Here is a 24,815-nt window from a genome sequence, read left to right as displayed (position 1 = left end):
GGACCGGGCCGCCGACCGTGCGCAGGACGAGTTCGACGGGCCGCTGTGCGGCGTCGGCAGCACGGGCCGCGCCCTCCAGGGCGAGCCGGAGGTCGGCGGGGAGCGTGACGCCCTGGATGTCCAGGGCATCGTCGGGCGCGGTGCCGTCCAGCAGCGCACGGCGCACGGCGATCAGCGTCCGCCGGACGTCGGCCGTGACCTCGCCCGCGTCCAGCCACACCTGCGGCCGCGCGTCCTGGCCGTCGAAGCCCTCGGAGAGCTGGAATCCGAACGCCTCGGGACGCAGCGTCCGCCAGTCGTCGATGCCCCGCTCGGCGAGGACGGCCGGGGCGTCGTAGACCGCCGGGGACGGGCGGGCCGGGGTGATGCCGAGGCCGAGGACGTCCTCCAGGGTGGGGCGCAGCACCACGTTGCCGGTGACCCAGCGGGTGCCCCGCGGGCCGCTGACCTCCAGGACGGTGTGGGCGGTGAGGGTGTAGCCGAGCACACCGCTGTCGTCGGGCTCGCCCTCGGTGTTCTCCGAGGTCGGCGTGCCGTACTTGAGGACTTCGCGGCGGAAACCGGTGCCCCCGGCGGCCTGGCCCAGGGCCGTGTTCTCCCCCGCCACCGGGACGGTCCCGGCGAGGGTGTCGGTGTTGTCGTCGGTCAGGCCGCCCTTGACCGGTGCGGTCACCGACGGGCTGATGGTCCGGCTGCCGGTGGTCGCATGGGCGGCCACGGTGGTGCGCAGCCCCTGGGACAGCACGTCCCGGCTGGAGGTCTCCACTTGCGGCCGGTACAGCGCGAGCGCGATCCGCGCGGAGCCGCCGGAGGGCTGCTTGCCGGTGTACCGGGACGCCTGAGCCGGTGTCAGCTCGATCTTGCCCCGGCGGATGAGGTCGCCGAGGCGGCGCATGGTGTTCTCGGCGGAGGTGGAGGTCTTCGGCAGGCCCTCGCCGCGCAGCTCCGGGTCGACCTCGCGCAGCGCGTCGGCGAGTTCGTCCGTCGCGTCGAAGTCATAGACGGTGATCGGCTGGTTCGGGGTCCAGCGCGCGGTGCCGGACAGCGGGTCCCGGTCCGGAGTGCCCGCCGGGGTGGCGGCGGGGCGGGGGTCGGCCCGGTGGACATGGGGCGTGATCAGGACCGGCGGCGGGGCGGGCAATTCCGGTGTCCCGTCCTCGCGCCGCGGCGGGGCCTCGCTGCCGGGGAAGCGGAGGGTCACGGTGGCAGGCGCCGGGGTGTTCTGCGTACGGACGGCCGTGTCGCGGCCGAGGGCCCCGTCCATCCAGTGGGTCAGCCCGGCGGTGTCGGCCGCCGACAGGGCGCCGTCCAGCAGCCGCTCCACCAACTGGCCCATGGAGACGACCCGGTTGGTCAGGAAGCCGAGCGCCGAGTCGTTCAGCCGGGCCGAGGTGACCTCCACCCGGTACTCGTACGGCACCTGGAACTGCGCGGCGGGCCGGAAGGTACGCGGCCACTCCTGGTGGTTCCTGGTGATGGTGCGGGAGGTGCCGCGGGTGCCGGCAGAGGTGAAGGAGGCCGTGGACGCGGCGCTGCCGGTCCGGTCCGTGCCCGGCGTGAGGGTGAAGCCGCCCGTGCCGCTGAGGGTGAGGGTGAACCCGGTGCTCCGGGAGGCGGTGGAGGTGATGGCGCTCGCCGACGCGGAGTTGATGTTCTCCAGGCCCGAGTAGGCCAGCAGCGCGCCGCTCAGCGCCGCCAGGTCGGTGCCCGGCGCCGGGCGGGCGTTCAGCGACACCTCCACCAGGTGCAGGCCGGTGCGCCCCCGGTAGGGGAAGTGGAAGCGCCGCCAGTGGCGGGCGCCCGCGGACGCCAGCGACCGCATACCGGTCACGGCTCCGGCCTCCGTGATCCGGGCGTCGAGTCCACGGACGAAGCGGCCGCTTCCCGGGGTGAGAGAGTCGGGCGCCTCGCGCTCGACGGCGTCGCGGATCGCCTCGGTGAACTCGTCCAGCGAGCCGGTGGGCAGCGCCTCGGGCACGGTGGCGAAGCCCAGGGAGCGGCCTCCGGCACGGGCGAAGTACCGCGGCAGCAGCCGGTCCATGGGCAGGTGCAGTGGTTCGAGACCGGCCAGCCGCGTGAGCTGCGGATCCTGCCGGACCAGGGTTTCGGTGACCCAGAAGACCACGCCGCCCGGGACGGTCACGGCGTACGCCACCGAGCTGTGCGGGCCCACGCCGACGGCGTTCGCGACCGCGTTGCGGTGGCCCTTGCGCAGCAGGACGAGGTACGTGGCGTCCACCCGGAAGCCGTGGAACCGGTCCTTGGCGTGGGCCTCGGCGGTGATCCGGTCGGTGAACGCGGCGTCGGTGTCCGTCCGGCTCCGCGCCACCGCGGTGTTCCGGCCGCCGCTGCCGGAGACGCTGCCGGGGCGCTCGCCGGTGTGCGAGCCGGTCAGGCTGGTGGCGATCTGCTCGGAGCGGCCGGAGGTGGTGCCGCGCCAGGAGGAGTCGGTGCTGGTGAGGTCGTTCTCCGCGTAGGTGGCGGCGTCGGGGTTGTCGCCGGGGTGGCCCGTTCCCTCGTAGACCGCGTTGTGCAGGAAGCCGCGGATCTCGCCCTGGACCTCGGTGCCCACCAGCGTGCCCGAGGTGTCGGCGTCGACGACGTAGCCGCCACGGAAGATCTGCGGCGAGCGGGAGATCAGGCTGGTCGAGGACGACGCGGCCCGCAACGCCTCCTGGACCGGGCTCTCGGCGTCCGTCATGGACTTGCCGACGGTCATGTCCATGAGCCAGCGGGCTGGTTCGGCGAATGCGGTGATGGCCGAGGGCAGTTGGCCGATGAGGTCGGAGCCGTGGGAGGAAGCCCACTGGAGGATCCGGGCGAGCGCGCCGGGCTCGCCGGGCTCCTCGGCCTCCGGGTCGATGCCGCCCAGCAGTTGCCGGAACGCCGTGGTCAGCGCGCCGCTGCCCATGGCGAGGTTGACATGGGCCTGGCCGGGAAGCAGCACCACGTCCTGGGGGCGGGTGCCGTCGGCGCCCGGTGTCATCCGCGCCTTGCGGAAGTCGTCGGCCTTCGCCCGGCGGATGGTGACCGGGCCCAGCGGGGCGGCCGGGGCGTCGAGGGTACGGCTGAGCGGGACGGCGACGGAGACGATGCCGTCCTCCGGGGTGAACGTCGCCAGCGGGGTATCGCCGTTCTCCGAGAACACCCTCATGGTGAAGGTGCCGGGGATGTCGAAGACCCCGAGCCCGGACTGGGCGTAGGTGAGCATGTCGAGGCTGTACCCGGCGGCGGACCCGGAGGTGTCGCCGGTGATCTGGCGGGTGGCGGAGGCGCTGGAGGGGATGCCGCCCGCCACCGTCCAGTGGTGCGGGGCCGGGCCGCTGATCTCGGCGGAGACGTTGCCGAACAGCGACTGGCTGGAGCTGCTGGACTCGCTGCCCGCGACGCCCATGCCGTTGGCGTTCATCAGCGACCAGCCCGGCAGGTTCTTGCGGTGGTCGGGGGACGTGCCGGTCGTCGGCGCCACGGACAGGTCGGCGCTGACCCGCCAGACGCCGTGTTCCAGGGGCAGGTCGAAGTAGAGCGGGTGGCCACCGTCCATGATCGCGCCGAGCGCCCCGCGCAGACCGATCTGGGAGCGCGCGATGGTGAGCTTGCGGGCGTTGGCGAGCCACGCCATCAGGATCGCGCTGTCGTGCAGCCAGTCCAGGCGTTGCGGCGTGGAGGGTGCCAGGAACCCCATCGTGCGCAGCAGGGTCTCCAGTTGGTCGAACAGCGGCCCGGTGCCGGTGATCTTCAGCGGGGTGGTGTTGACCCCGAGGGCGCGCAGCGATGCCAGCTCCGGTGGGAGGTGGCGCTCCTGGCCAGGCTCCACGGGGGTGCCGGTCACATCGGCCAGGGTCGGCACCCGCATGGACTGCCCCTGGGGGCTCGGCAGCGTGAAGGGCGCGGTCCGGCCGCCCTTGGGGAGCACGAGGGTGGCTGTGTACGTGATGTCCGCGTCCGTCAGCAGATGCGGGTTCTCGCTGACCAGGCTGTACCAGTCGTACGCCGTGCCGCCGGAGTTGAGGGTGCGGGACCGCTGGTGCTTGTAGCCGCCGCCGAAGACGAAGTTGCCGTCCGGGCTGGGGGCGCCCTGGAAGGTGGTGGTGACGGTGAATTCCGCCTTCTCGGCGTTGGAGACCGTCAGCGCCGTCTTGGCACCGACCAGGTGCAGCAGGTCGCTCTCCAGGACCAGCTTCTTGCTGCTCCTGGCCAGCGCGTCGGCACTGAAGGAGTTGATCCGCGCCGAGGTCTCCAGATAGCCCAGCGGCTCACCGGCGCTGTCCAGGAGGATCGGCGAGGGGTACGCCCCGGCCAGCATCAGCGGCAGGCCCGAGCGCCGGTTGTTCTCGTCCAGGAACGCCCGGAGCGCGGTGGCCGACTCGTCCGACATACGGCGCAGATGCGGACGCAGCTGCGGGGCGGCGAGGAACACGTCGAGCAGCTCGGACGGGTCGTGGATGGTGTCCATGCGGTACAGCGGCAGCTCGTCGGTGAGGGTCCGCGGGTCCGCGGGGAGGTCGTGCGGGGACACCGGGCCGTACGGGCGCGGCGGCATGGTCTGGGTGAGGTAGTGGGGGAACCACGCGGCGAGCCGGGCGGGCGAGATCTCGGCGTCGCTCCAGTCGTCCTCGGTGTGCGGCGTGGGCGCCGTGGCGCTCGGGGCAAGTACGGCCGTGAACTGCCAGCTCATCCCGTAGTCGTAGGCGTGCGAGGGCTCCGAGGAGAACGCGAGCGCGGACATCGCGGTGTAGTTCTCCGGGACCGTCATGGTGACGACCTGCTGGTTGTGGGTCAGCGTCAGCTTCGGGGTGAACGTCTGCGAGGCCACCGCCGGGTTCCTGGAGTCGTGGACCAGCCAGGTGCGGCCGTAGGAGAGCGGCAGGCTCCGGACGTTCCCGGTGCTGCTGGTGTCGCTGGTGTCAATCGCGGTCCGGTTGCGCTCCTCGATGTGTACCCGGCGGCCCTCGGGCGTGTCGTCGGCCATCGTGGGGGCGGGCTGGTGGCCGAAGAGCTCCAACCGCGCCGATACCTGGTACTTCCGGCCCCGGTAGGTCACCGTGCGGGACATTCCCTTGCCACTCAGCACGTGCGGCAGAGCGTCCAGCACCTCGTCGGCGGAGTACTGGGCGGCGATGTCCTGCTCCAGTGCGGCGGTGTCCGCCGGGTTCTGCGCCTCCAGCTCGCCCGGCTGGAGCTGGGCCGCGGCCTCGGCCCGGACGGTCCGGCTCAGGTGTGCGTGCAGCCAGGTGAGGGTGTCCTCCGGGAACGGCATGACGTGCACCGACCCCTGGAGCCCGCGGTGGCCCCGGCCGAAGCGGGTGACGAGGGCGGAGAGCCCCTGGTTGGCGGGGGTCTCGTCGTCGGGGTCGTCGGAGGAGTCGGAGTCGGAGTCCGACTCGAGCTCGGAGTCGGACTCCGAATCCGACTCGGGGTCCGGCTCGGGGGCAGAGTCGGAGTCCGAGCCGGAATCCGGGTCGGAGTCCGGGTCCGAGTCCGGATTCTGATCGGCGGCTGTGAGGACGGCCGAGGCGGTCGCCGGGATTCCCGCCGTGACGACGGCCGCGGGCGGCAGCGTGTTCAGGCCGATGGAGTCGGCGCCCTCCACACCGGCCGGGTCCAGCCCGCCCTGTCCGCCGTCCGCGGGTGCCCCGCTCGGAGGAAGCGCCTGCGGGCGCGTCTCGGGAACGGTCAGGTTGGGCCGGGCTGAGCTGGGCACGGGCTGAACCGGGACCGGGGCGGTCTCCAGGGTGGCGGGGGCGACCGGTTGCCGGATGCCCCAGCTCTGCGCGGTCGGCTGCGGGTCCTGCGCCGAGGGCATGAGGGACAGGACGGGGTGCGGCAGCCCTTCCGGCTGGGCGGTTCCCGTGGTGGCACGGGTGAACGTCACGGGACGGCCCAGCCGCTTCTTCAGCGTGTCCGCCAGGGAGTCGTCGTGGAGACCGGCGATGTCCAGCACCAGGACACTGGTGAGGTCCCGATCCACAAGCATGGGGTGATAGGCCATCAGCTCGACGAACTCCGCGAACGGCACCCGGAAGACCCGTGGGTTGCTGCCGAAGCGCAGGTGCAGGATCCCCGGCTCCGACGGGATGTAGGAGCCACGGACCACAGAGGGCGCCGCCCGGACCCTGTCCTTCGGGTCCTTGCCGAACCACGGAGCCGGGACCATTCCGCCCGGCGTCAGAATCCGTGAGGTGTCGAGGGTCTGGATCTTCGTCCCGGCGGTCCAGTCGTGGCCGATACCGTCTCCGCTCACCAGCGGGTTCGTCAGCGGGTTGGAGAAGACCCCCGCCGTCTCCAGGTGGAACGCGGCCAGGGCATCGGGGTCGGTGGCGTCGCGACCACGGGCGAACGCCATGCCGACCAGCCTCCACAGGTCCTTCCTGCGCGCGTCGCCCACCGAGTCGGCCGCCGCCAGGTGCAGGGCCTTCCGGGCGAGCCCGTCCACGTCCAGACCGGGCCGGTCCAGCAGCTCATGGGCCTTGACCCGGGCCCAGAACGCCCGCATGCGGTGGCCGTCGTTCACATCGGAGACCGGGACACCCAGCATGGACGCCACCACGCGGTCGAAGTCCGCCGGGTCAGCGTGGCCGTCCTTCCAAACACTCGCCGCGTCCACGGCGGGCGGCAGCGTGACAAAGTCGCCCAGACGCGTGTCGCCCGCCGCGTTCGCCGCTTCCAGGAGCACCCGGTGGTAGTCCGCCCGGCGCGCCTCCGTCCGCCCCGCGGGGAGCTTCGCCGCCACGATCCGGTGGAACAGCTCCATCGTGAACGGGCCCGCCGCGCCGAACCGCCCGTCCGCGTGCCACATCCGGTCCAGCGCGGCCGCCCCGCACAGCAGCTCGGCGTAGCCGGGCTCCTCCTCGATGCGTACGCCGTCGTCCACCTCGTTGCCCAGCGCCAGCTTCAGCGCCCGCACCAACCGCAGCGTCCGCTTCCGGTCCCGCTTGGACACCTTCCCGTCCGGGCCGACGAAACCGATCGCCCGCGCCCGGCGGACCAGTTCACCGGTCCGGGGCTCGGGGAAGAACTTCGCACGCACGGACCACCGCCCCCGGGGATCGGTGTACAGCATGCGGAAGTAGATGCGGTTCGGGTCGTCCTCGTGTGCCATCCCGGAGACCCGGATGTTGCAGCGAATCTTGCGCCGCAGGCCGTTGGCGTAGAGCTGCCCGACGGGCACGTCCTCCAGCGGGTCGGCGACGTACGGCCCCGGGAAGCCCAAACCGGCGTGGTCGCGCTGGGGCACCCGGCCGTCCCGGTGCGAGCCCGCCCAACAGATGTCCAGGTCGCCCCAGTGCCCCTTCGGGAAGGCGGACAGGAGTACGCGCTGCGCGCGGGCCCACTTCTCCGTCTCGGGACCGTCCAGTCTCCGCGTATCGCCGTTCTCCATCGTCACGCTGATGCCCCCCGGATACCCGTGGGCGCTCTGGTAGACCGCCGGGGCCGCCTCGTCCGGGTCCGCCGGGGTGAAGAAGGTGGAGGAACGGGTGCCCGTGGCGGGGTTGAAGTGGGCGAACCGCTTCATCTGGTCGATACGGCGGAGGTATTCCTCACGGAAGTCGGCCAGATCGTCGGGAGCGAACGCGGATTGCCCGGTCACCTTCTTGGTCAGCTTGCTGACGATGGCCGAGGTCTCCACGTCGTGGTACCAGAGGGGCACGTCGTCGTAGGAACCGGGGTGCCGGCCGGGGAAGTTGGGCACCCAGTCGCCCTGGCGCTTCCCCTTGTGGCGGGTCACCCGGATCTTCGCGGACTGCCCCGGCCGGACCACGACCTGTACATCGCCGCTGTGCACGTACACCGTGCGACCGGTGAGGTGCGCGAGAAGCCTCGGCAAGTAGCGGAGGCCGTAGCCCGCCTGCGGGACGGCCAGCACGATCGGCACGTCCTCCGGCAGCCCCGACAGCACCGGGTCGTGCGCCAGCAACTCGGCGAACTCCTCGATACCCAGATCCCGGGTGGTGTTGTCCGGCCACGGCAACACGACCTTGTTCCGGTCCCCCTTGGCGGCCACGACGAAGGCGGACTCGTTCCCCTCCCACGGCTGGGCATCGTCCACCCGCAGGCGCGTGATCACGCCCTGCCTGTTCTTCTCGGCCAGCTCGACCGTGGCGGTGTCCACCTCTACCGAGCCCGTACCCGTCCAGTTCAGGCCCGTGTCGCCCTGGGCGCCGTTGAACCGGTGGCGGGCGTCCAGTACGCCCTGCCGCTGGGCGTGGAACGCGCCCAGCGCCGCCAGGCTGGTCGCCCGGCCCGCCTTGTCCGCTTCCAGCACCAGGTCGAACAGCTCGTCGCGCACGGCCTGGTCCACGGCCGTGCCCTCGGGCAGGTGGAGGATGCTCCGGGCGAGCGAGGACACGTCCATCGGCCCGTGGCGCAGCCGCTTCTCCTGGCGGCGCAGCCCGTCCAGGGTCTCGGCCGCCTTCGCGCGGGGCGCGGTGGAGATGTCGATCCGCGTCGGCAGGGGGGACTGCGCGACCCTCTTGTTGGCGGGGACGAGGGGCACGCCGCGGCTGCCCACGGAGAAGTGACCGGACGACAGTTGCTCACCGTCCGGCCGGTTCCGCTGGAGCGCCCTCAGCGCGCGACCCAGCTCGTACGTCAGCGTCATGGACACGGTCCGGGCGCGCCGATTGCCGCGGTCCTGGGCCGCGGTCTGCCGGGCCAACAGCTCGTCGTTGGACCGCAGGTCGTTGCCGTAACCGGTGATGAGGATCTCCGGCAGCGGCAACCCGGCCCGCCGGTTCCGCAGCCCGGCCAGCGCCAGGTGGCGGGCCAGCCCCCGCAGTTTCGTGACCTCGTCGTCGGACAGCCCGACCGTGGCCTTTGCGAAGCGCACCTCGGCCTGCGACGGGAGCGCGGTACGGGAGGCGGGCTTCGGACCGGGGTCGGGAGCGGGGGCGTCCTCGTCCGACGAGTCGCTGTACACGGACGTGTCGGAGTCGGACGCGGAGCCCTCCGAGAACACGCTCTCGTCGGACGACGACTCCGACACCTCGATGGCCTCGAACATGTCGACGTCCGAGGTGTCCAGGTCCGGCATGTCCAGGTCGGGCATCGCGGCGGCCGACGACACCACCGGCCGGGGACGAGGCTCGGGGGCGGGCGGGGCGGCCTCGGTCCAGCGGGGCCGCAGGCCCAGCTCCCGCCACCGCGTGTCGGCCAGTTCGACGGCCGACCGGGCGTCGGGCCCGTGGTCGAGCAGGTGCTCGGCGACGTCCCGTACGGCGGCGCGGTACGCGTCCCCGGCGTAGCGGGCGTCGGCCTGCGCCGCATGTGCCGGGGCGGGCAGCACCAGGAAGGCGGCGAGCTCCCAGGCCCGGGCGGGGTCCGGCGCCGCGCCGTCGTCCCGCGGCTCGGTGCCGTCCTGCGGCCGCGCGCCGTCCGCCGGGGCCGCGCCGTCCCGCGCTTGCGCGCCTTCCTGCGCGGGCGCGCTCTCGCGCGTCGTGGCCGCCGCCGCGAACGCCTCGTACGCCGACCGCCACAGCCGCCGCGACACCTCGGCCGCGACCGCGTCGAGCCCGTCCGGCCCCGGGCCGGGGCGGTCCAGCAGCAGCCGCACCTGGACCAGCGGGGACACGCCTCGCGCCTGGAGCCGGCCGCCGTTCACCTTGGCCTCGATCTCCTGACCGAGCGACAGTTCGCCACCGGCGGCGCGCAGGTCGTCGGTGGTGACGAACTCGGCCGGGTCCAGGGTCGGCGCGCCCTGGCGCAGGTCCTCGGCCGACACCTGGGCGGCGAGCCACCCCCGCAGGTCGTCGCGCAGGACCGGGGCCGGGAGGGCGGCGGTGTTCCCGGGCGCGGTGGCGGCGGCCAACTCGGCCGGCGGGACGCCGAGGTCGTACAGCCGAGTGCCGGAGTCCTCCAGCCGCGCCAGGGCGTCCTCCAGCCGCTCCGCGGCGGCGGCGCGCTCCGCGGCGTCCGGGCCGGTGGCCGCGGCGGCCTCCACGGCCTCGGCCAGGAGTTCCCGCGCCTGGGTGTGCTCGTCCCAGGCGAGCGCGACGGTCTCGGCGGCCTGGCTGCCGTCATCTCGCTGACCGTCGCCCTGGGGCGACGCGGCCGGGGGGTCGGCGGGCTCCACGGCCTGCGGAGTGGGGCCGCCGGTCCCGTAGGTGGGCCCGTGGCCGCCCGCGGGCGGCAGTGCCAAGGCGGGGCGCGGGGTGGGCGGCGTGAGGTCGCGCGGCCTGATGAGGCCCCAGTCGGACGCCAGTGGCCGGCGCCCCGACGCGTCCGGCGCCATGTAGACGGTGAACGTCCGGGACCCCGGCCGGCGGTAGATCCCGGTCCGGCCGTAGGTGGCCCAGACCCCGCGGGCGGAGTTCCGGGCACCCTGTCCGGGGAGGGACCCGGCGAGGGGCGCCCCGGCCGGGGGCCGGGCGCCGTCCGCGATCAGGAGGATGGCGGCGTTCGAGGGCGCGCCGTGCAGCTCGCGGTCGCGGAAGACCAGTTCGCCGAACTCCCCCGGCGGCACCGGCGCGCCCAGGAAGCTGCCGTCGAAGACGTACGGGAACGGGGCCGGGCGGTCCGGTGCGTACCAGGGGGCGGGGACCGTGGCGACCTCGACGAGCGACCCGTCGGGCGCGTAGTCCACCAGGGTCACGACACTGGCCTCGAAGTCACCGTCGAGCGCGGCGGAGCCGTGGACCATGTCCCGGCCGTTGGTCAGGCCCGCCGGGTTCTTCCCGAGCGTATGGTCCGACAGGGCCCCCCGGCTCTCCAAGTGGTAGGCGGCCACCTCGGGGAGGGAGAGGCGGCCCACGGCCAGTGCCTTGCGCACCAGCGCGACCGCCTCGTCGAACCGCGCCGGGTCGGGGCGGTCGAGGTGCAGGATTCCGGCGGCGAACTCCCCGCCGTCGACGATGGTGTCCAGCAGTTCCAGCAGCTTGACCTCGGTCCACAGCAGCCTGGACAGCTCCGCCTCGCCCACCGGCTGCCCGTCCTCGGTCCCCAGGACCTCCCGGGCCATGGCCTCCGCGCCCGGCGTGCCCGACGCGGGCAGCCGGTTCAGCGCGGTGGCCAGGTAGGGCAGCACGACGAAACTGCCGAGGGGACGCCCGGGCCTGGCCTGCCACGCGGCGTCGGCCCGGGCCAGCACCTCCTGGATGTGCTCGGCCCCACCGGGCCGCATGCCGGGGCGGCTCGGCCGGAACGCGCGCACCACCCGGTGGAGCAGGTCCAGGGTGAACTCGCGGACGCCGTCGCGGTCGAGGGCCGGATCGCGCTCGCGCATGCGGTCCAGCGCGCCGATGCCCCGGAGCAGGTCCGGGTAGTCCGGCCGGTCGTCCACGTCGGGGTCGCCGAAGGACTCGCGCAGCGCGCGCACCAGCCGCAGCGCCTGGTAGCGCAGCGCCTCGGACGCGGGGCCGGGGCCGGTGTGGAGCTCGGCCGTCCGGGCCCGGCCGTCGAGCGCGACACCCTTCGGCTCCGGGCGGAACTTCAGCAGGAAGGCGCCCTCACCACGGGCATTGGTGTGCGCCACGACGACCGTGGTGCCGTCCGCCATCGTCTCCACGGAGATGCGATGGCGGGGGCCGTACACCGTCGCCCCGGTCTCGTTGGCCTGCTCCTGCCCGACGCCGACCACGGCGAGCGGGTCGGGGACGAACGGCAGCGGACCGTCGTACTGTCCGCCCGCGAAGACGCCGCCGACGCCCGGCCGCACCGCGGAGAAGCAGATGATCTGCGCCCCGTCCCGGTGCCGCGACGGCCGGACCAGGCCGAACAAGTGGGCCACGGCGCGGGCGTGGTCACGGCTGCCCTTGTACCGGAGCCCGTCCCTCGTGGCCCAGGCGACGGTGCCCGGGAAGCCGTGCAGGCCGGTGAAGTCCGTCCAGCCGGGCGGCCAGGGAACGTCCCGCTTCTCGCCGTACTCACCGAGCTGGGTGTTGTAGATCACGAACGAGGTCACCGCCGGCAGCCGTGCGGCGTGCAGCAGCCGGTCCCGGCCGCCGTCGGCGTCGGCGCCGAGGTCGACCGAGACGAAGCCCGTCATCCAGCCCTCGGCGTCGGCGATGGGGAAGACATCCGCGTCCCGCACCCAGTCGTCCGCCCCGGCGTCAGCGGGCACCGGCCCGGGGTGGGACATGAAGAAGTCGCCCCGGGGCCGCCCCTCGTCGTCCATCAGGCCGAACGCCCGGTGACCCGGCCGGTCCGGAAGCTCCATCACGGCCGGGAAGCCGCTGGTGGCCACCACATTGCGGTGGTGCCGGGTGGCGAACATCCGGGACCTGGCGGGGACGCGGTCGAAGCCGGGGATCATCAGGGCCGCCATGACGTCCCACGGGAGGGAGGTCAGCACCGGGTCGAGGTCCATCAGCTCGTTGAGCACCTCGAACGGCACATGGCGCTCGAATCCCGCGCGGCCCCGCACCAGGAACTGGTGCCCGCCGGTGGTGGCGAGGAGATACGGGCCGGGGCGGCCCGGCGCGGAGGCCCACAGCGCCGGCCGGACGTCGACGACGGTGCTGCCCCCGTCCCGGCGGACCGTCACGGCGGTGGTGCTCAGATCGAGGTCGGCCGGGATCCTGCTCTCGGTCCAGTTGATCCCCATCGGGCGGCCCTGGGTGTCGGTGATGCGGAAGCGGTCGTCGAACACGCCCCGGTCCACGAGGTACCGCGCGCTCAGACCCGCCAGGCTCGTCGCGTTCCGGGCCTCGGGCGAGGACGCCAGCCGGATCAGCTCGGCGATCCGCTCGCCGGTCACCCGCTCCTCGGGGGTGAGCAGCAGCACGCGGCGGGCGAGCCGGGTCATGTCCAGCGGGCCGCGGCGCAGCTCGGGGTCGGTCTTCCGCAGCCGGTTGAGTTCGGTGCGGGCGGCCAGTTCCTCGGGTGTGAACAGGACCGGGGTCCTGGGCGCGGAGGGGCGGCCGACGGCGCGGTCGTGCCGCTGCCGCCCGCTGCCGGGCCGCCCCGGAGAACCCCACCGCGCCCCGGACCGGTTCGTCCCGGGCCGGTAGCGGTCCGACCGGCCCGCGCCGGACCGGCGCGTCCCGCGGGGTGCGGACCCGCCGGGTGCGGGGCGCCCGCTGTAGGTGGGGCCGGGGTCCGTGGACGGTCCGCCGGTGGAGGAGCCGGGGTCCGTGGACGGTCCGCCGGTAGTACCGCCGACGGGAGCCGTGGTGGAGGCGAACCAGGGCGCGGCGGTGCTGCCCTCGTAGTGCTCGTTCACGGGGTGTCCGGTTGGGCCGACCTGGTTGCTGAAGAAGAGCTCGACCTCCCATACGGCACTCTCCGGGCCGATCCCGCGCATCATGCTGCGCTGGACCGTCCGCCCGTCGGCCCGCCGGCTGGACCGGGCGATGTCGATCCGGGTGTCGAAGGCATGAGCCAGCAGGCCGGGGAAGATATCGCCGATGTCGGAGTTCCAGCGGTTGCCCCAATCCAGGACCGCGGCGCGCAGTCCGGACAGCTCCCGGTTGTCCAGGGGGGTGTGCCGGAGGACCAGGTCGCGCAGCTCGTCGCGCAGTTGCACCGCGCTCGGGAACTGGCGCTGGTCCGGTACGGGGACGCGCAGCTCGGTCAGCCGGATCACCAGCGCGAGCTCGTCCATCGCCTCCACCGCGGCGGCCGGTCCGCCGGGCACCGAGCGGCGGTAGGGCAGGACGATCTCGACCGGCAGCCGCTCCCGGTTCGCGGTCAGGTAGTCGGCGATGAATTGCTGCATGGCGTCGAGGACATGGTGGTCCGAGCGGCCGGGCTCGCGGCCGCGCGCCAGTTCGGCGCGGACCCGCGCGGGGTCCGACAGCCAGGCGTACGCGTACCGGTCGGCGGCGGACCGGGCGTCCGCGGCCAGGCCGGGCAGGGCATCGCGGACAAGCAGCGGGGCGCTCGCCATGAAGGCGTGCAGCAGGCAGTTGCCGTCACGGGCCACCGGCAGCGGCCGCCCCCGGGCCCAGCCGGTGGTGCCGCCCACCGGGGACGTCGTGATCGGCGTCCGGGGCGGCGGCGCCTCGGAGGTCGACCCGTCCGACGGCGTCCCCTTCGGCGGTGTCCCCTTCGGCGGCAGCGCCGGAGCCGCGGGCATCGTGGGCGGCGGCACCCTGCGCGGCCGCTTGGCGGGGGGCCGCGCCACGCCGAACCCACGGGCGTGCCGCTTGACCCCGGCCCGCGGGCGGGGCCGCCTGCGGCCGGTCGCCGGGCGGGTGGCGGTCTTGTCGTCGGCGCTCCGGCCGGCGGAGACGAAGTCGGCGGCGGTGCGCTGTCGCCCGTCCCCGTCGGGTCCCAGGGCGACGGTGGTCCGGCCGTCCCTGTCGGTGAAGAAGTCCGCCACGCCGTACGCGGTGTACACCTTCACGCCCGTGCTCCGCGTGGCCGCGTCCAGCAGCTCTTCGACGGCGGGCCCCGCCGTGGCGGGGTCGGTGCGCGGGAGCAGCAGGATGATCTCCCTGCCCGCGGGGCGTTCGGGGTCGATGTGGAGCAGGTGGGCGAAGTCCTCCGCCGGGACCCGCCCGGACAGCAGCCCCTCGCCCAGCGGGCCGGTGACCCGGACCACCCAGGGCACCGGGCCCTCCGGCCGCTCCCAGCGCGCCGTTTCGGTGGTGTCGAAGGTGAACTTCCCGTCGGGCCCGACCCCGACCAGGGTGACCTCGCTCAGTTCGAGGTCCAGGGGGTCGAGGGGCTGGTCCCCGTCGCGGCCCACCTTCGAGCCGTCGGGGCGCCGGATGACCCGCTCCGGGGTGAACAGGCCCTGGGTCGCCAGGTTGAACGTGGCCAGCCGCGTGCTCTGGCCCACGTCGATCCCGACATCGGTGGCCCGTTCCACCAGCCGGACCAGGTCCCGGCGCCGGGCCGGGTCGGGGGCGGCCAGGTGCAGGACGCGGGCGGCGAAGGCGTCCACGTCGTGGCCGAAGTCCCGGACAGCGGTCACCCCGCGCTCCGCCAGGCCGAACCCGGCCAGCACCGCCAGGCTGGGCGCGGCGGCCGTCTCCGGGGCCATGGCGATGCGCAGCAGCTCGTCGTGGTGCGCCCCGGTCACGGGCGTGTCGGGGTCCAGCAGCAGCACATGGCGGGCGACCGCGTCCATGTCCAGCGGGCCGTCGGCGAGTTCGGGGATGTCCGCCCGCAGGGTGTCCAGCCGCTCCAGGGCGTCCCGCAGGTCGCCGGGGCGGACCAGCGACCGGTTCTCGGTGCCGGACCGGCTCCCGGTGCTGGGCGGGGGCGTGTCCAGGCCGAACGGCAGGCCGTCGTTGACGGGTCGCCGCCGTCCCCGGCCGGTGGGCGGGGGCTTCGGCGCGCCCTTGCCGCCGGGCGGTCCGGTCGGGGGCAGGCCGACCACCGGCGGGGGCGGCGCGGGCCGGGTGGGCTTCGGCGGGGTCGGCTGCGGGGCCGGGTCGGTGGTGCGGAAGTCCCAGGGGCCCCGCGGGTTACGGGCGCCGCGGGGCGTCGCCGCGAGGAAGTCGCCGCCGCGCTCGTACAGGACGATGGCGTTGTCCGCGTCGGCGGACGCGGTGCCGAAGGTGTCGATCGTGCCGTTCTCGTGCACGTAGGTCACGTGCAGGTCCCTGTGCTCCGCCACCAGCTGGGCGGCGAGCAGGGCCGTCCCCCGGCTCCAGCGGCGGGAGTTCCGCAGATGGGCGCGGATCAGGCGCTCCCGCACCCAGCCGGGCGGCGTCGGCCAGGACTCGGGCAGCCGGCCGCCGCCACGCTCGAACTCCCAGCGCCACCTCGGGTCCAGCGGGCGGAACCCGGCGTCGTACAGGTCGTCCTCGGTGAACGTGGCCCGGGGGTCGAGCCGGGCCGTGGGCGGCAGCGGCACGGTGTCCATCAGCTCGGTCAGGTCGTCGATCACCTTCCCGAACCCGCGGCCGCCCGTGGGGGCCTCCCCCAGGGCGACGGCGATCGCGGAGTAGAACAGGTTCCCGTCACCGACCCGCGGGGTGACCAGGTCGTAGGTGTAGCCGTCGGGGTCGTTCAGCGAATGGACGTCGGAGGCCGCGTCGAACTTGGGCTGCTCCGCGTAGGTCGCGTCGTCCAGGCCCTCCCAGGTCCACGGGCGGGTGGCGTGGGCGGTCAGCAGGGAGTCGTCCACCGGCGGCGCGGGCTTCGGCGGCGCGGGCGGGCCCTCGGCCACGGCGGCCGCTTCCACGGCGCGGAAGTGCCGGTCGGCCAGGTACAGCACGACGCGCTCGGCGCCGGAGGGCAGCGGGCGGTCGGGGTGGGGCGAGAAGTCCTGGTACGTACCGTCGTCGCGGACGACGCGCACGCCCACCCCGTACGCCCGCGCCGCGAGCGCGGGGAACAGGTCGGCGACGCTGTGGTCCCAGCCGGTGTCGTTCGCGGCGTTCGCGGCGCGCCGCACCTGGGCGGCGGCGAGGCCGCGGCGCTGGGCGGGGCTCAGCGGCTGGTAGCGCCGTTCGGGGACGGGGCGGTCGCCGGCCGAGTGCGGGATCACGCCGAGGGCGTCGAACTCCCGGCGCTGCGGGGTGTCGGTGCCCAGGTCCAGGGCCGCGGCGTCCAGTTCGGCGGAGGTGAAGGTATCCGTCTCGTCCGGGGAGAAGTACGCCAGCAGGGGCGAGTCGTCCGGCAGCCCCTCCACCGCGTCCGCGAGCGCGTTCCGCAGCCCGGCGGCGTCGAACGGGGCGCCGTCGGTGCCGGTGCGGGCCGCGGGCAGGGCGCGCTGGAAGGCGCGGAGGAAGGAGTTGTCCGCGGGGACGTCCAGCAGCCGGTGGGTGGTCCCCTCCGGGGACTTCAGCGCGGGCGCGCCGTCGCCGAGCGCGGTGGCCTCGGTGTACCGGGGCGGCGTGCCGGAGGTCTCGGGTTCCTCCCGGAACGTCTCGTCCCGGGGGTCCTCCCGCCGGTCCGCGCCGGTGTCGCGGGGGTCCGTGCCGGTGTCAACCCCGGTGCTCTCCGGGTCGGGGGTGTCCGGTCCGGAGGTCTCCCCCTCGGACAGTTCCTCGGGTGTCTCCTCGGCGATGGAGCCCAGCCCCGGAGCCGGTTTCGGCCTCGGTTTCGGCCTCGGCTTCGGTGTCGCCGTTGACTCCTCGGTGATGGAGCCCAGCTCCGGCGCCTTCGCCAGTTTCGGCTTGTCGGAGTGCTTGGCCGGGTTCTCCGTCCGCTCGGTCTTCGCCTGTTCCCAGTCCGTCACCCGCGGTTCGGGCAGCCCGGCGCGGGTCGGGACCGCGCCCTCCTCGCCCCTGGGTGGGTCCTCGGGCAGCCGGTGCCAGCGGGTGAGGCGGTCGGTCTGGGCGCGCAGGTGGTGGAGGGCGTCCGCCGCGTTCTCGGCCGTGCGCTCCTGGCTCCGCACCTCCGCGATCCGCGCCTCCACCGCGCGCTCGGCCGCCCGGAACGCCTGGGCCGCCGCGTGGGCCGCGTCCCGCGCACTGGCCACGCTCTCCTCCGCCGCGGCCGTACGGCTGTCGAAAATCCGCTGTGCCTCCGCCGTCATCCGCTCCCGCTCCCGGCGCCGGATACCGGCGACCAGGGCGTCCGCCTCGGACAGCGCCTGCCGGGCGCTCGTGACCCGGGCCGCGTGCGCGGTGTCCGTCAGGTCGGCCAGCAGGGCGGCCTGGTAGGACTCCAGCGCCTGGGCGGCCAGTTCCGTCGCGGACCGCAACTCGTCGGCCACCGGGGCCGGGAAGTCCTCGGGGGCCTGCCGGAGCGCCGCGTCGGCCGCGGCCCTCGCCGCCGCGAAGTCCCGCCGCGCCGCCGCGGACTCCGTCCCCGCCGCGGCCTCGGCCTCCCGGCGCAGCCGCCGGGCCACCGAGCGGGCCACCATGGCAGCGGCGGCGGCCTCCCGCAGATCGGGGAGGTCCCGGCGCAGCTCCCAGTACTTCGCGTCCTCGTCGGCCCATGCCTTGGCCGCGTCCTTGACCTTGTCCCAGGCCTGGGCGACGGTCTCGGGGAAATTGTCGTCGGTGATCAGCCCGAGCTGGCGGGCGACGTCCTCGCGCACCCAGGCCAGCACATGGGTCTGCGCCTCGACGGTCTGCGGGCCCGGCTTGACGCCACCGAGCGAGCCCAGCAGGTGCTTGCGGATCCACCTGCTGGACGGAAGGTCCTTGAACTGCCGGTGGACGTCGGCCACGCTCAGCCAGGCGGTGGGGATGGCGAACGCGAACACCCGGCCCGTGCTGGGCTTGACGTTCACCTGGCGGGCCTGGTCGTTGGCGATCACCCGCCCGTCGCTGTCGGAGGTGTCGGCGCCGGTGCCGGAGGCGCCCGGGTTCGCCGCGCCGACGGTGTCCGACTTCAGGGCGGGCGCGGCGCCGAAGACGGTGTTGTGGTCGCCGCCCTGGGAGGCGGTCGCGTTGTCGCTCTGGGTGACCCGGGTGGAGGACTCCATCCGGGCGCCGTCGGCCACCGCCATCAGCCGCGCGCCCGCCAAGTCCGGCCGGGAGAACACCCGCAGCGCGCCCTCGGAGCGGTCCGCGAGGCCGTTCTCGGTCAGGCCGGCGGTCTCGTAGCCCGCGTTGCCCGAGGCGTGTTCGAAGAACGCGGACAGCACCCCGGAGCCGTGGGAGTCCTCCAGCACCTGCGCGGAGCCGGTCCCCTCGGCGGTCAGCGGGGTGATCCGCGCGGTACGCAGGGCCCGCTCAAGCTCATCCCCGGTGAGGGTGCCCGAGGTGGTGGCGAGCCGGTTGTCGTACGCCTTGGCCAGCGCGATGGTGCTGGCCGCCAGGATGCTTTCGGCGCCGATGATGTTGCGGACGTGGAAGCCGTTCCGGGGCGGGATGAACGGACCCTGTGTCCCGTCGGGCAGGGTGATGGCGCGCCAGGAGTCGAAGACGCCGGTGATGTCGCTGCTCTTCTTCAGCGGGGAGTCTTTGCCGGTGAGCACGTTCACCGCGGCCGGCTCGTCGCCGATCTCCGGCGGGGCCAGCGGGTCGGGTCCCTTCGACGGGACGGTGCTCGGGGCGGTGTCCGGCCGCATCAGGCTGAGCGGGACGATCTCGCGCTGGATGCCGACGTCCCCGCTGTGCTCGATCCGCCGCCGTTCCGGGTGCCGGGGCGCGTCCCCGCGCTTCCGGCCCATCTCCATGGTGATGCGCATCCGGTAGCGGGTGGCGTACTCGGCGTGCGGCTCACTGGTGTACGAGGTCCACAGCCTGCCCCGGACACGGGTGTCCGACCCGGAGGCGTTCTGCCGGTTGGAGCCGGTCTCGGCCATCGACGGGCCCGCCATCGGCACACTGGTGTCGCCGGTGTGGATGCCCTCGTTGACCTGGGTTCCGGCGTCGCTGCCCCGGCCGGTGGTGAAGGAGTCGCTGAAGCTCTCCACCGCCCAGCGGTGGTCCTCCAGCTCGGTACGCGGCCACAACTGGACGAACTGCGGCTCCCCCACGGGTTCGAGCTGGGCCCGGACGCGTACGTTCCGCCCGCCGATCCGGATCCGCTTCCAGCCGGGGCCGCCGATCCTCGCGGTCACCGCGGAGCCCGCGCCCATCATCTCCCGGCGCAGCGCGCGGGTGACCCGGGCCGTGGTCAGCCGGCGGATGGCCTCCCGGCTGTCGTCGTCGATGTCCAGGTCGTTCAGTTGCCGCTCGAACTCCTCCACCACCTTGGAGGTGTCCACGGAGTTGACCGGGTACGTGGCGAACGGGGCCTTGCTGAACCACCCGGGCTGGAGCCAGTTGCGGCGCGTGTACGTCGGGCCGCCGCCGAGTTTGTCGCCCTGGATGAGGCCGAGCCGGTGGGCGGCCCGCTCGGGCAGGTGGCCCAGCCAGCCGCCCTTGATGACCTGACGCTCCCCGGCCCGGTCGCGCAGCCTGCGCACCACCGCGCCCAGCGGCGAGAGCACACCGGAAGAGCGCATCTCGGCGGCCACCTCGTGCTCGGCGTCGCCGGTGGTGAGCACCTGGTGGCCCTGGTCGACCCGGTTGATGTCCGAGGTGACCGTGCGGGTGATGGTTCCGCTGGAGCCCCGGGTACGCCACCACGGCCGCCAGACCAGGCCGTAGTTGCCGGTCACGCCCGGGCCCTGCTGGTGGGAGTGGCCGTAGACGGCGGTGAAGCCGGCCGACTGGGTGAAGGACTTGCTCTGCGGCCCCGACATCTTGTTGCTGCCGCCGACCGTCATCTCGGTCTCCATCGGCTGCGGCCGGGTCAGCGCGCGCAGGTTGGTGACCCGCATCCGGTGCACGACGGTGGCCAGCCAGTCCATGTACGGCCCCTTGCCGAACAGGCCGGTGGTGCGCGATCCGGTCGCGCTCGCGTTCTGGTCGACGTTGGCCGTCAGGAACTGCGGCTGCTCCGGGCGTACGGCGGCGTCGTGCGCGGGGGCGCCCACCCGCGTCAACTGCCACCTGTTGTGGGACGCCTTGGCCAGGACCCGGTCCACGATCCCCGGGGAGCCCTTCTCGGCCACCACCGAGAGGGTCTGGTGGGGCAGTCCGTCGAGCGGCCCGGCGTCCCGGTCGTCCTCGACGGACGAGTCGAGCAGCTTCCTGGCCTCGTCGCGGGTCATCGGGGTGCGGGTGACCGGCTCCGGGTCCAGGTACGGGTTGTCGGCGCCCTCCGCGTGCGGGTTGGTCTTCGGGCAGTGCTCGGACGGGACGCTGAACAGCACCTTGCCCTTGACGGCCGGGACGTCGGAGTTGCCGCCGATGATGTCGACCCGGCCCTTGGGGCCGCGGACGAAGAAGGACGTGCCGAGGATGCCGAAGCTGACCAGGCCGCGCAGCAGGCTCCGGGGCCGCCAGTAGCCGTCGATGCTCACGGTGGAGGAGGAGTCGTAGGAGAACAGGTGGCCCGGCTTGGTGCTGATCGCCATCTGGTCGAACGTGGCGGTCGCCCCGTAGTTGGACTCGTCGCGCGTCTGCCAGGCCGCCTGGTAGCCGAGCTGCCCGGTCATGGCGTGGGTGGGGAACCCGATGTCGTCGACGGCGGTGTCCCGCATCGACGCCATCGCCTCGAAGCCGAACTCGGCCCCCTGCACCCCGTACTGGCTCTCGTCCAGGGTCATGGAGCCGGGCGCGCTGTGGCGCAGGATGGTGTCCGTGGGGCCCACATAGGTGCGGTTGGTCAGCTTCACGTCGAGCCAGATGTTGTAGTAACCGCGGCTGAACCGGCCGGGTTTCACGGAGCCGATCCGGATACCGGTCGTGTTCGTGGCGTCCTGGTTCCCGGCCATGCTGTGGTGCGCGAGCCCGTTGATGATGGTCAGCGTGTTGTGCAGGACCATCTCGTAGTGCGCGTGGTCGCGCCACCGGCCGTCGTCCGGGTCGCCGAGGTCCTCCAGCGTGGCGACCATCGTCGGGAACTTGCGGGAGACGGCGGTCAGCACCTGCCGGGTGAACGAGTCGAGCCGGTTGCGCTCGGCGAAAATGACCTCCGGGCTCGCCTGGGGGCCGGCGCCGAGCGCGGGCACGGACCCGGTGCCGGTGCCGGTGCCGGTCCCGCCGTCGGTTTCGCCATCGGGTTCGGGGACGGGCTGGGCGTCGGTCTCGGCGGGGATGTCCTCGCCCTCGGTGGCCTCCGCGAACTTCCGGCTGTACCGGCCATTGGCGTAGAGGAACTGCACCGGCCGGGCCATGCCAAGGGTCGGCGGGTGGTCCTTGGTGAGGTAGGCGGGAGCGAACGGCTCGGTGCTGCCGAAGGTGTTCTCGTCCTCCATCCCGGCCAGGCGGCGCGCCTCGGTGCGCGTCATCCGGTCCAGGCTCCAGGTGGTGAACGGCGTCGCGTGCGCGTCCCCGGTCTTGCGGATCCAGATGGTCTGCTCGACCCGGTACAGGTCGGTGGTGACGTTCTTGGCCCGGGCGGTCGAGCGGACCGCGCCCGAGCCGCCGGTCATCGCCGAGCGGCCCCGGGTGTGCCCGAGACGCAGGCTGAGGCCGGCCTGGATCCGGGGCTTGATGCGGTTCATCCAGTCGGAGAGGAAGTTCTGGAGCCCGAACGAAGGCAGGTTGAACGTGGGCCCGACGACGAGGGAGATGTCCTTGCCGAACGCCTTGGTCTGCTTCCGGGTGTTCCCCACGGTCAGGAAGTTCGAGTCCCGCAGCTCCGCCAGGTCGGTCTCCTGGGCCAGCACGGCCCGCCCCAGGTCCACCCTGTCGATGACGAATGCGCCCAGCGGGGTGCTCTTCTTGTCGTCGGCGCGCAGCGGCTTGCCGGGTACCGCGGACTTGCGCATCCGCCCGGAGAGCTGGTGGAAGTTCCGGTCGGAGAAGAACCTGGACAGCTCGGTGTAGGCCGAGGAACCGGCCTTGGCGCCGATCCGGTCCGCCGCCCAGTCGCGGATGTGCTCGACCGGGCCGAAGTCCTCGGTGACGAAGAACCGGATGTCGGACTCGGGCCCCAGCTCCAGCCTCTTCGGGGTCCGGCGGACCTGGGACTCCTGGGTCGCGCCCTCCGGCAGCCGCGCCTTGAGCCCGTGGCGCACACCGAATGCGAACTCCACGTCCGGGGCCGCCTCGGTGGCCGGCTCCGCCCGCCAGCGGGTGCCCAGGACTCCCCGCTTGGCCGGGCGCGGCTGCTCGGCGTCGGTGATGCGCACCTCGACGTACGCGTCGTCCAGGAACAGGTGCGAGGTGTCCCACCCGCGGACCTCGCCCACGTTCAGGACCTGGTCCTGCATGGAGTAGTTGACCTCGCGGATGCGGCTCAGCCGGATGCCGAGCCGGCCGAACCCGGAGAAGATCGTCGGCATCGGCCCCAGCGGCACCGTCGGGGCCAGCTGGCGGGTCTGGCCGACCGACTTGGAACCGCCGATGGTGGCCTGCGCGCGGTGCGCGTTGTCGACCTTGACCAGGGAGACGCCGTCGGTGAACTTGGTCCACTCGCCGTAGTTGCGGATTCTGATGTGCAGCTTCCGCAGCCGCCCCGACTCCGTGCGGTACACGAACTCACGGCCCTCCCCCACGAAGGTCTGGGGGCGCTCACGCATCGCGCGCTGCATCCGGCGGAACACGGACTCGTCGACACCGCCGCCGCGCACCCGGTGGCGCATCGACAGCCCCTCGCCCGAGACGGTCTCCGGGTCGTCATCCTTCTTCATCTCGACGTCGATGTGCTCCACGATCCGCTCCCAGCCGCGGATGTCGACATCGCTCTGCCCGAACGCGATGGGCATGTTGATCTCGTCGGGCTCGTCGCCGGGGAACAGCAGGAAGCCGTCGACATAGCCCGGCATCCGGCTGTCGTCGGTGAACTTGCTGGGCCGGTGCGCCTGCGGCGGCGGCAGCATGTCGCTGTCGATGCGCGGCCGACGGCGCTCCTCCAGCTCCTCGTCGATCTGCACCCCGGCCGGCTTCGGCCGGGGGTTCTGGCCGGGCGGCGGGGTGGGCCCGAGCGTCGAGGGCGGCGACGGCGGGGGCGGGGGCGGCGTGGGTGGCCGGACCTCGGTGAGGGCAGTGGTGGGGTCGGGCAGCGGGTCGTCGAGGCCCGGCACCCGCCCGCCGAGGAAGGGCAGCCGGTCGTCAGGACCGGGCACCGGGGCGTCGAGGTCCAGGGGCGGCGCGGGGGCGCGGCGGTCGCCACGGGAGGAGCCGGGGGTGTCGGCGTCGACCGGCGGGGGCGGGACCGGCGCGGGCATGCTCACCGAGTCCAGCGCGCGGGGGGTGGACACGCGCAGGGCGGCGACGGAGGGGGCCTTCCCGGTGACGGGCGAGGGGTGCAGGGAGAACACTGGGTGCGCCGCCCCGTCGGCCGTGTGCTCCCCGAGGGGGAACTCTGTCGAGTACGTCTCCCGGCCGATGCGCTGTGCCAGGTCCTGCGCCAGGTCGGGGGCGAAGCGGTCCAGCTCGGAGACGGCCAGGAAGACGGGAACGGCCGGGTCGAGGGTCAGCAGATCCTGGTCAATGGCCACCAGTTCGATGAACTCCGCGGCCGACACCCGCCGGGTCACGCCGTTGTACGTAATGAAGAGGTGGCCGGCGTCGTTGCGGTCCAACTCGGCGCGGACCACATACGGGTCCGGCCGGCGCTTACCGTTCTGGGTCCTCCCGGCCCACGGCGCGTTCCTCATGCCGTAGACGGTGTGGACCTTCGACAGGTCCACGGCGGTGTTCCCCCGCGGCGTGGCCAGCAGATGGCGCCCGGCCGCCGGGGCGCCGACCGTGGCCGAAGGGATGGCCGTGGCGTCGGACAAAGCCTGATCGATCTCCAGGTGGTAGGCGGCCACCTGGGCCGGGTCGGCCCCGTCGCGTCCGACCGCGTACGTCGCGGCCGTCACGTCCCGCGCCCGGTCCCGCCGTGCGTCGTTCACCTCGGACGGGTCCAGGTGCAGCACCTGGGCGGTGTACGCGTCCAGACCGGCGGGGTCGAGCGCGTCCAGCGCCTCGTACGCCTTGACTCCGGCCCAGAACATCTGCGAGCGCTCGTCCTCGCCCACCTCGTCCGCACTGGACAGCGAGAGGACGTCGGCGATCGCCCGCGACACGCCCGGGCCGCCCAGCCGGGCGACGGCCCGGTCCACGGCCGACGGCAGCGTCACGAAGTCCGCCAGCGGCGTACCGGGACCGCTGCCGAGGGCCTGGGCGAGCACCGTGCGGTAGTCGGCCCGGCGCGGCTCGGTCTGCCCCGGGGGCAGCTTCGCGGCGACCACCCGCTGGAAGAACTCCAGGGTGAACGGGCCTGCCTGCCGGAAACGCGGATCGTCCCGCCACATCCGCTCCAGCGCGGCGGCCCCGCGCAGCAATTCCGCGTAGGCGGGGTCCTCCTCGACGCGGACGTCGTCGTCGATCTCGTTCCCGAACGTCAGCTTCAGCGCCCGCACCAGCTCCAGCGTCCGCTGCCGCGCCTCCTCGGAAACCGGCCCCGGGCCGCTGTGCAGCCCGATGGCGCGCGCCCGGCGGTCCAGCTCGTCGGTATCCGGCTCCGGGAAGAACTCCGCGTACGCCCCCCAGCGCCCCTGGGGGTCGGTCACCAGCGCGCGGACGTACTCGCCGTTC

At 73.8% G+C, this 24,815-nt stretch carries 1 protein-coding gene (only partly in view); it reads right to left on the bottom strand.

All 24,815 nt of this window come from inside a single coding sequence — locus HYQ63_RS43450, lonely Cys domain-containing protein (protein WP_179939530.1), on the bottom strand. Of the gene's 50,124 coding nucleotides, 15,542 precede the window and 9,767 follow it; the stretch shown corresponds to coding positions 15,543–40,357 — codons 5,181 (partial) to 13,453 (partial); the first complete codon in reading order (the gene reads right to left) occupies nucleotides 24,812–24,814. Both the start codon and the stop codon lie outside the window.

Source organism: Streptomyces sp. Rer75 (genome assembly GCF_013414305.1).
In the GTDB taxonomy this organism is placed as follows: domain Bacteria; phylum Actinomycetota; class Actinomycetes; order Streptomycetales; family Streptomycetaceae; genus Streptomyces; species Streptomyces himastatinicus.
Note: the sequence above shows the minus strand (reverse complement) of the source record. Positions and strands in the feature narration are given on the sequence as shown.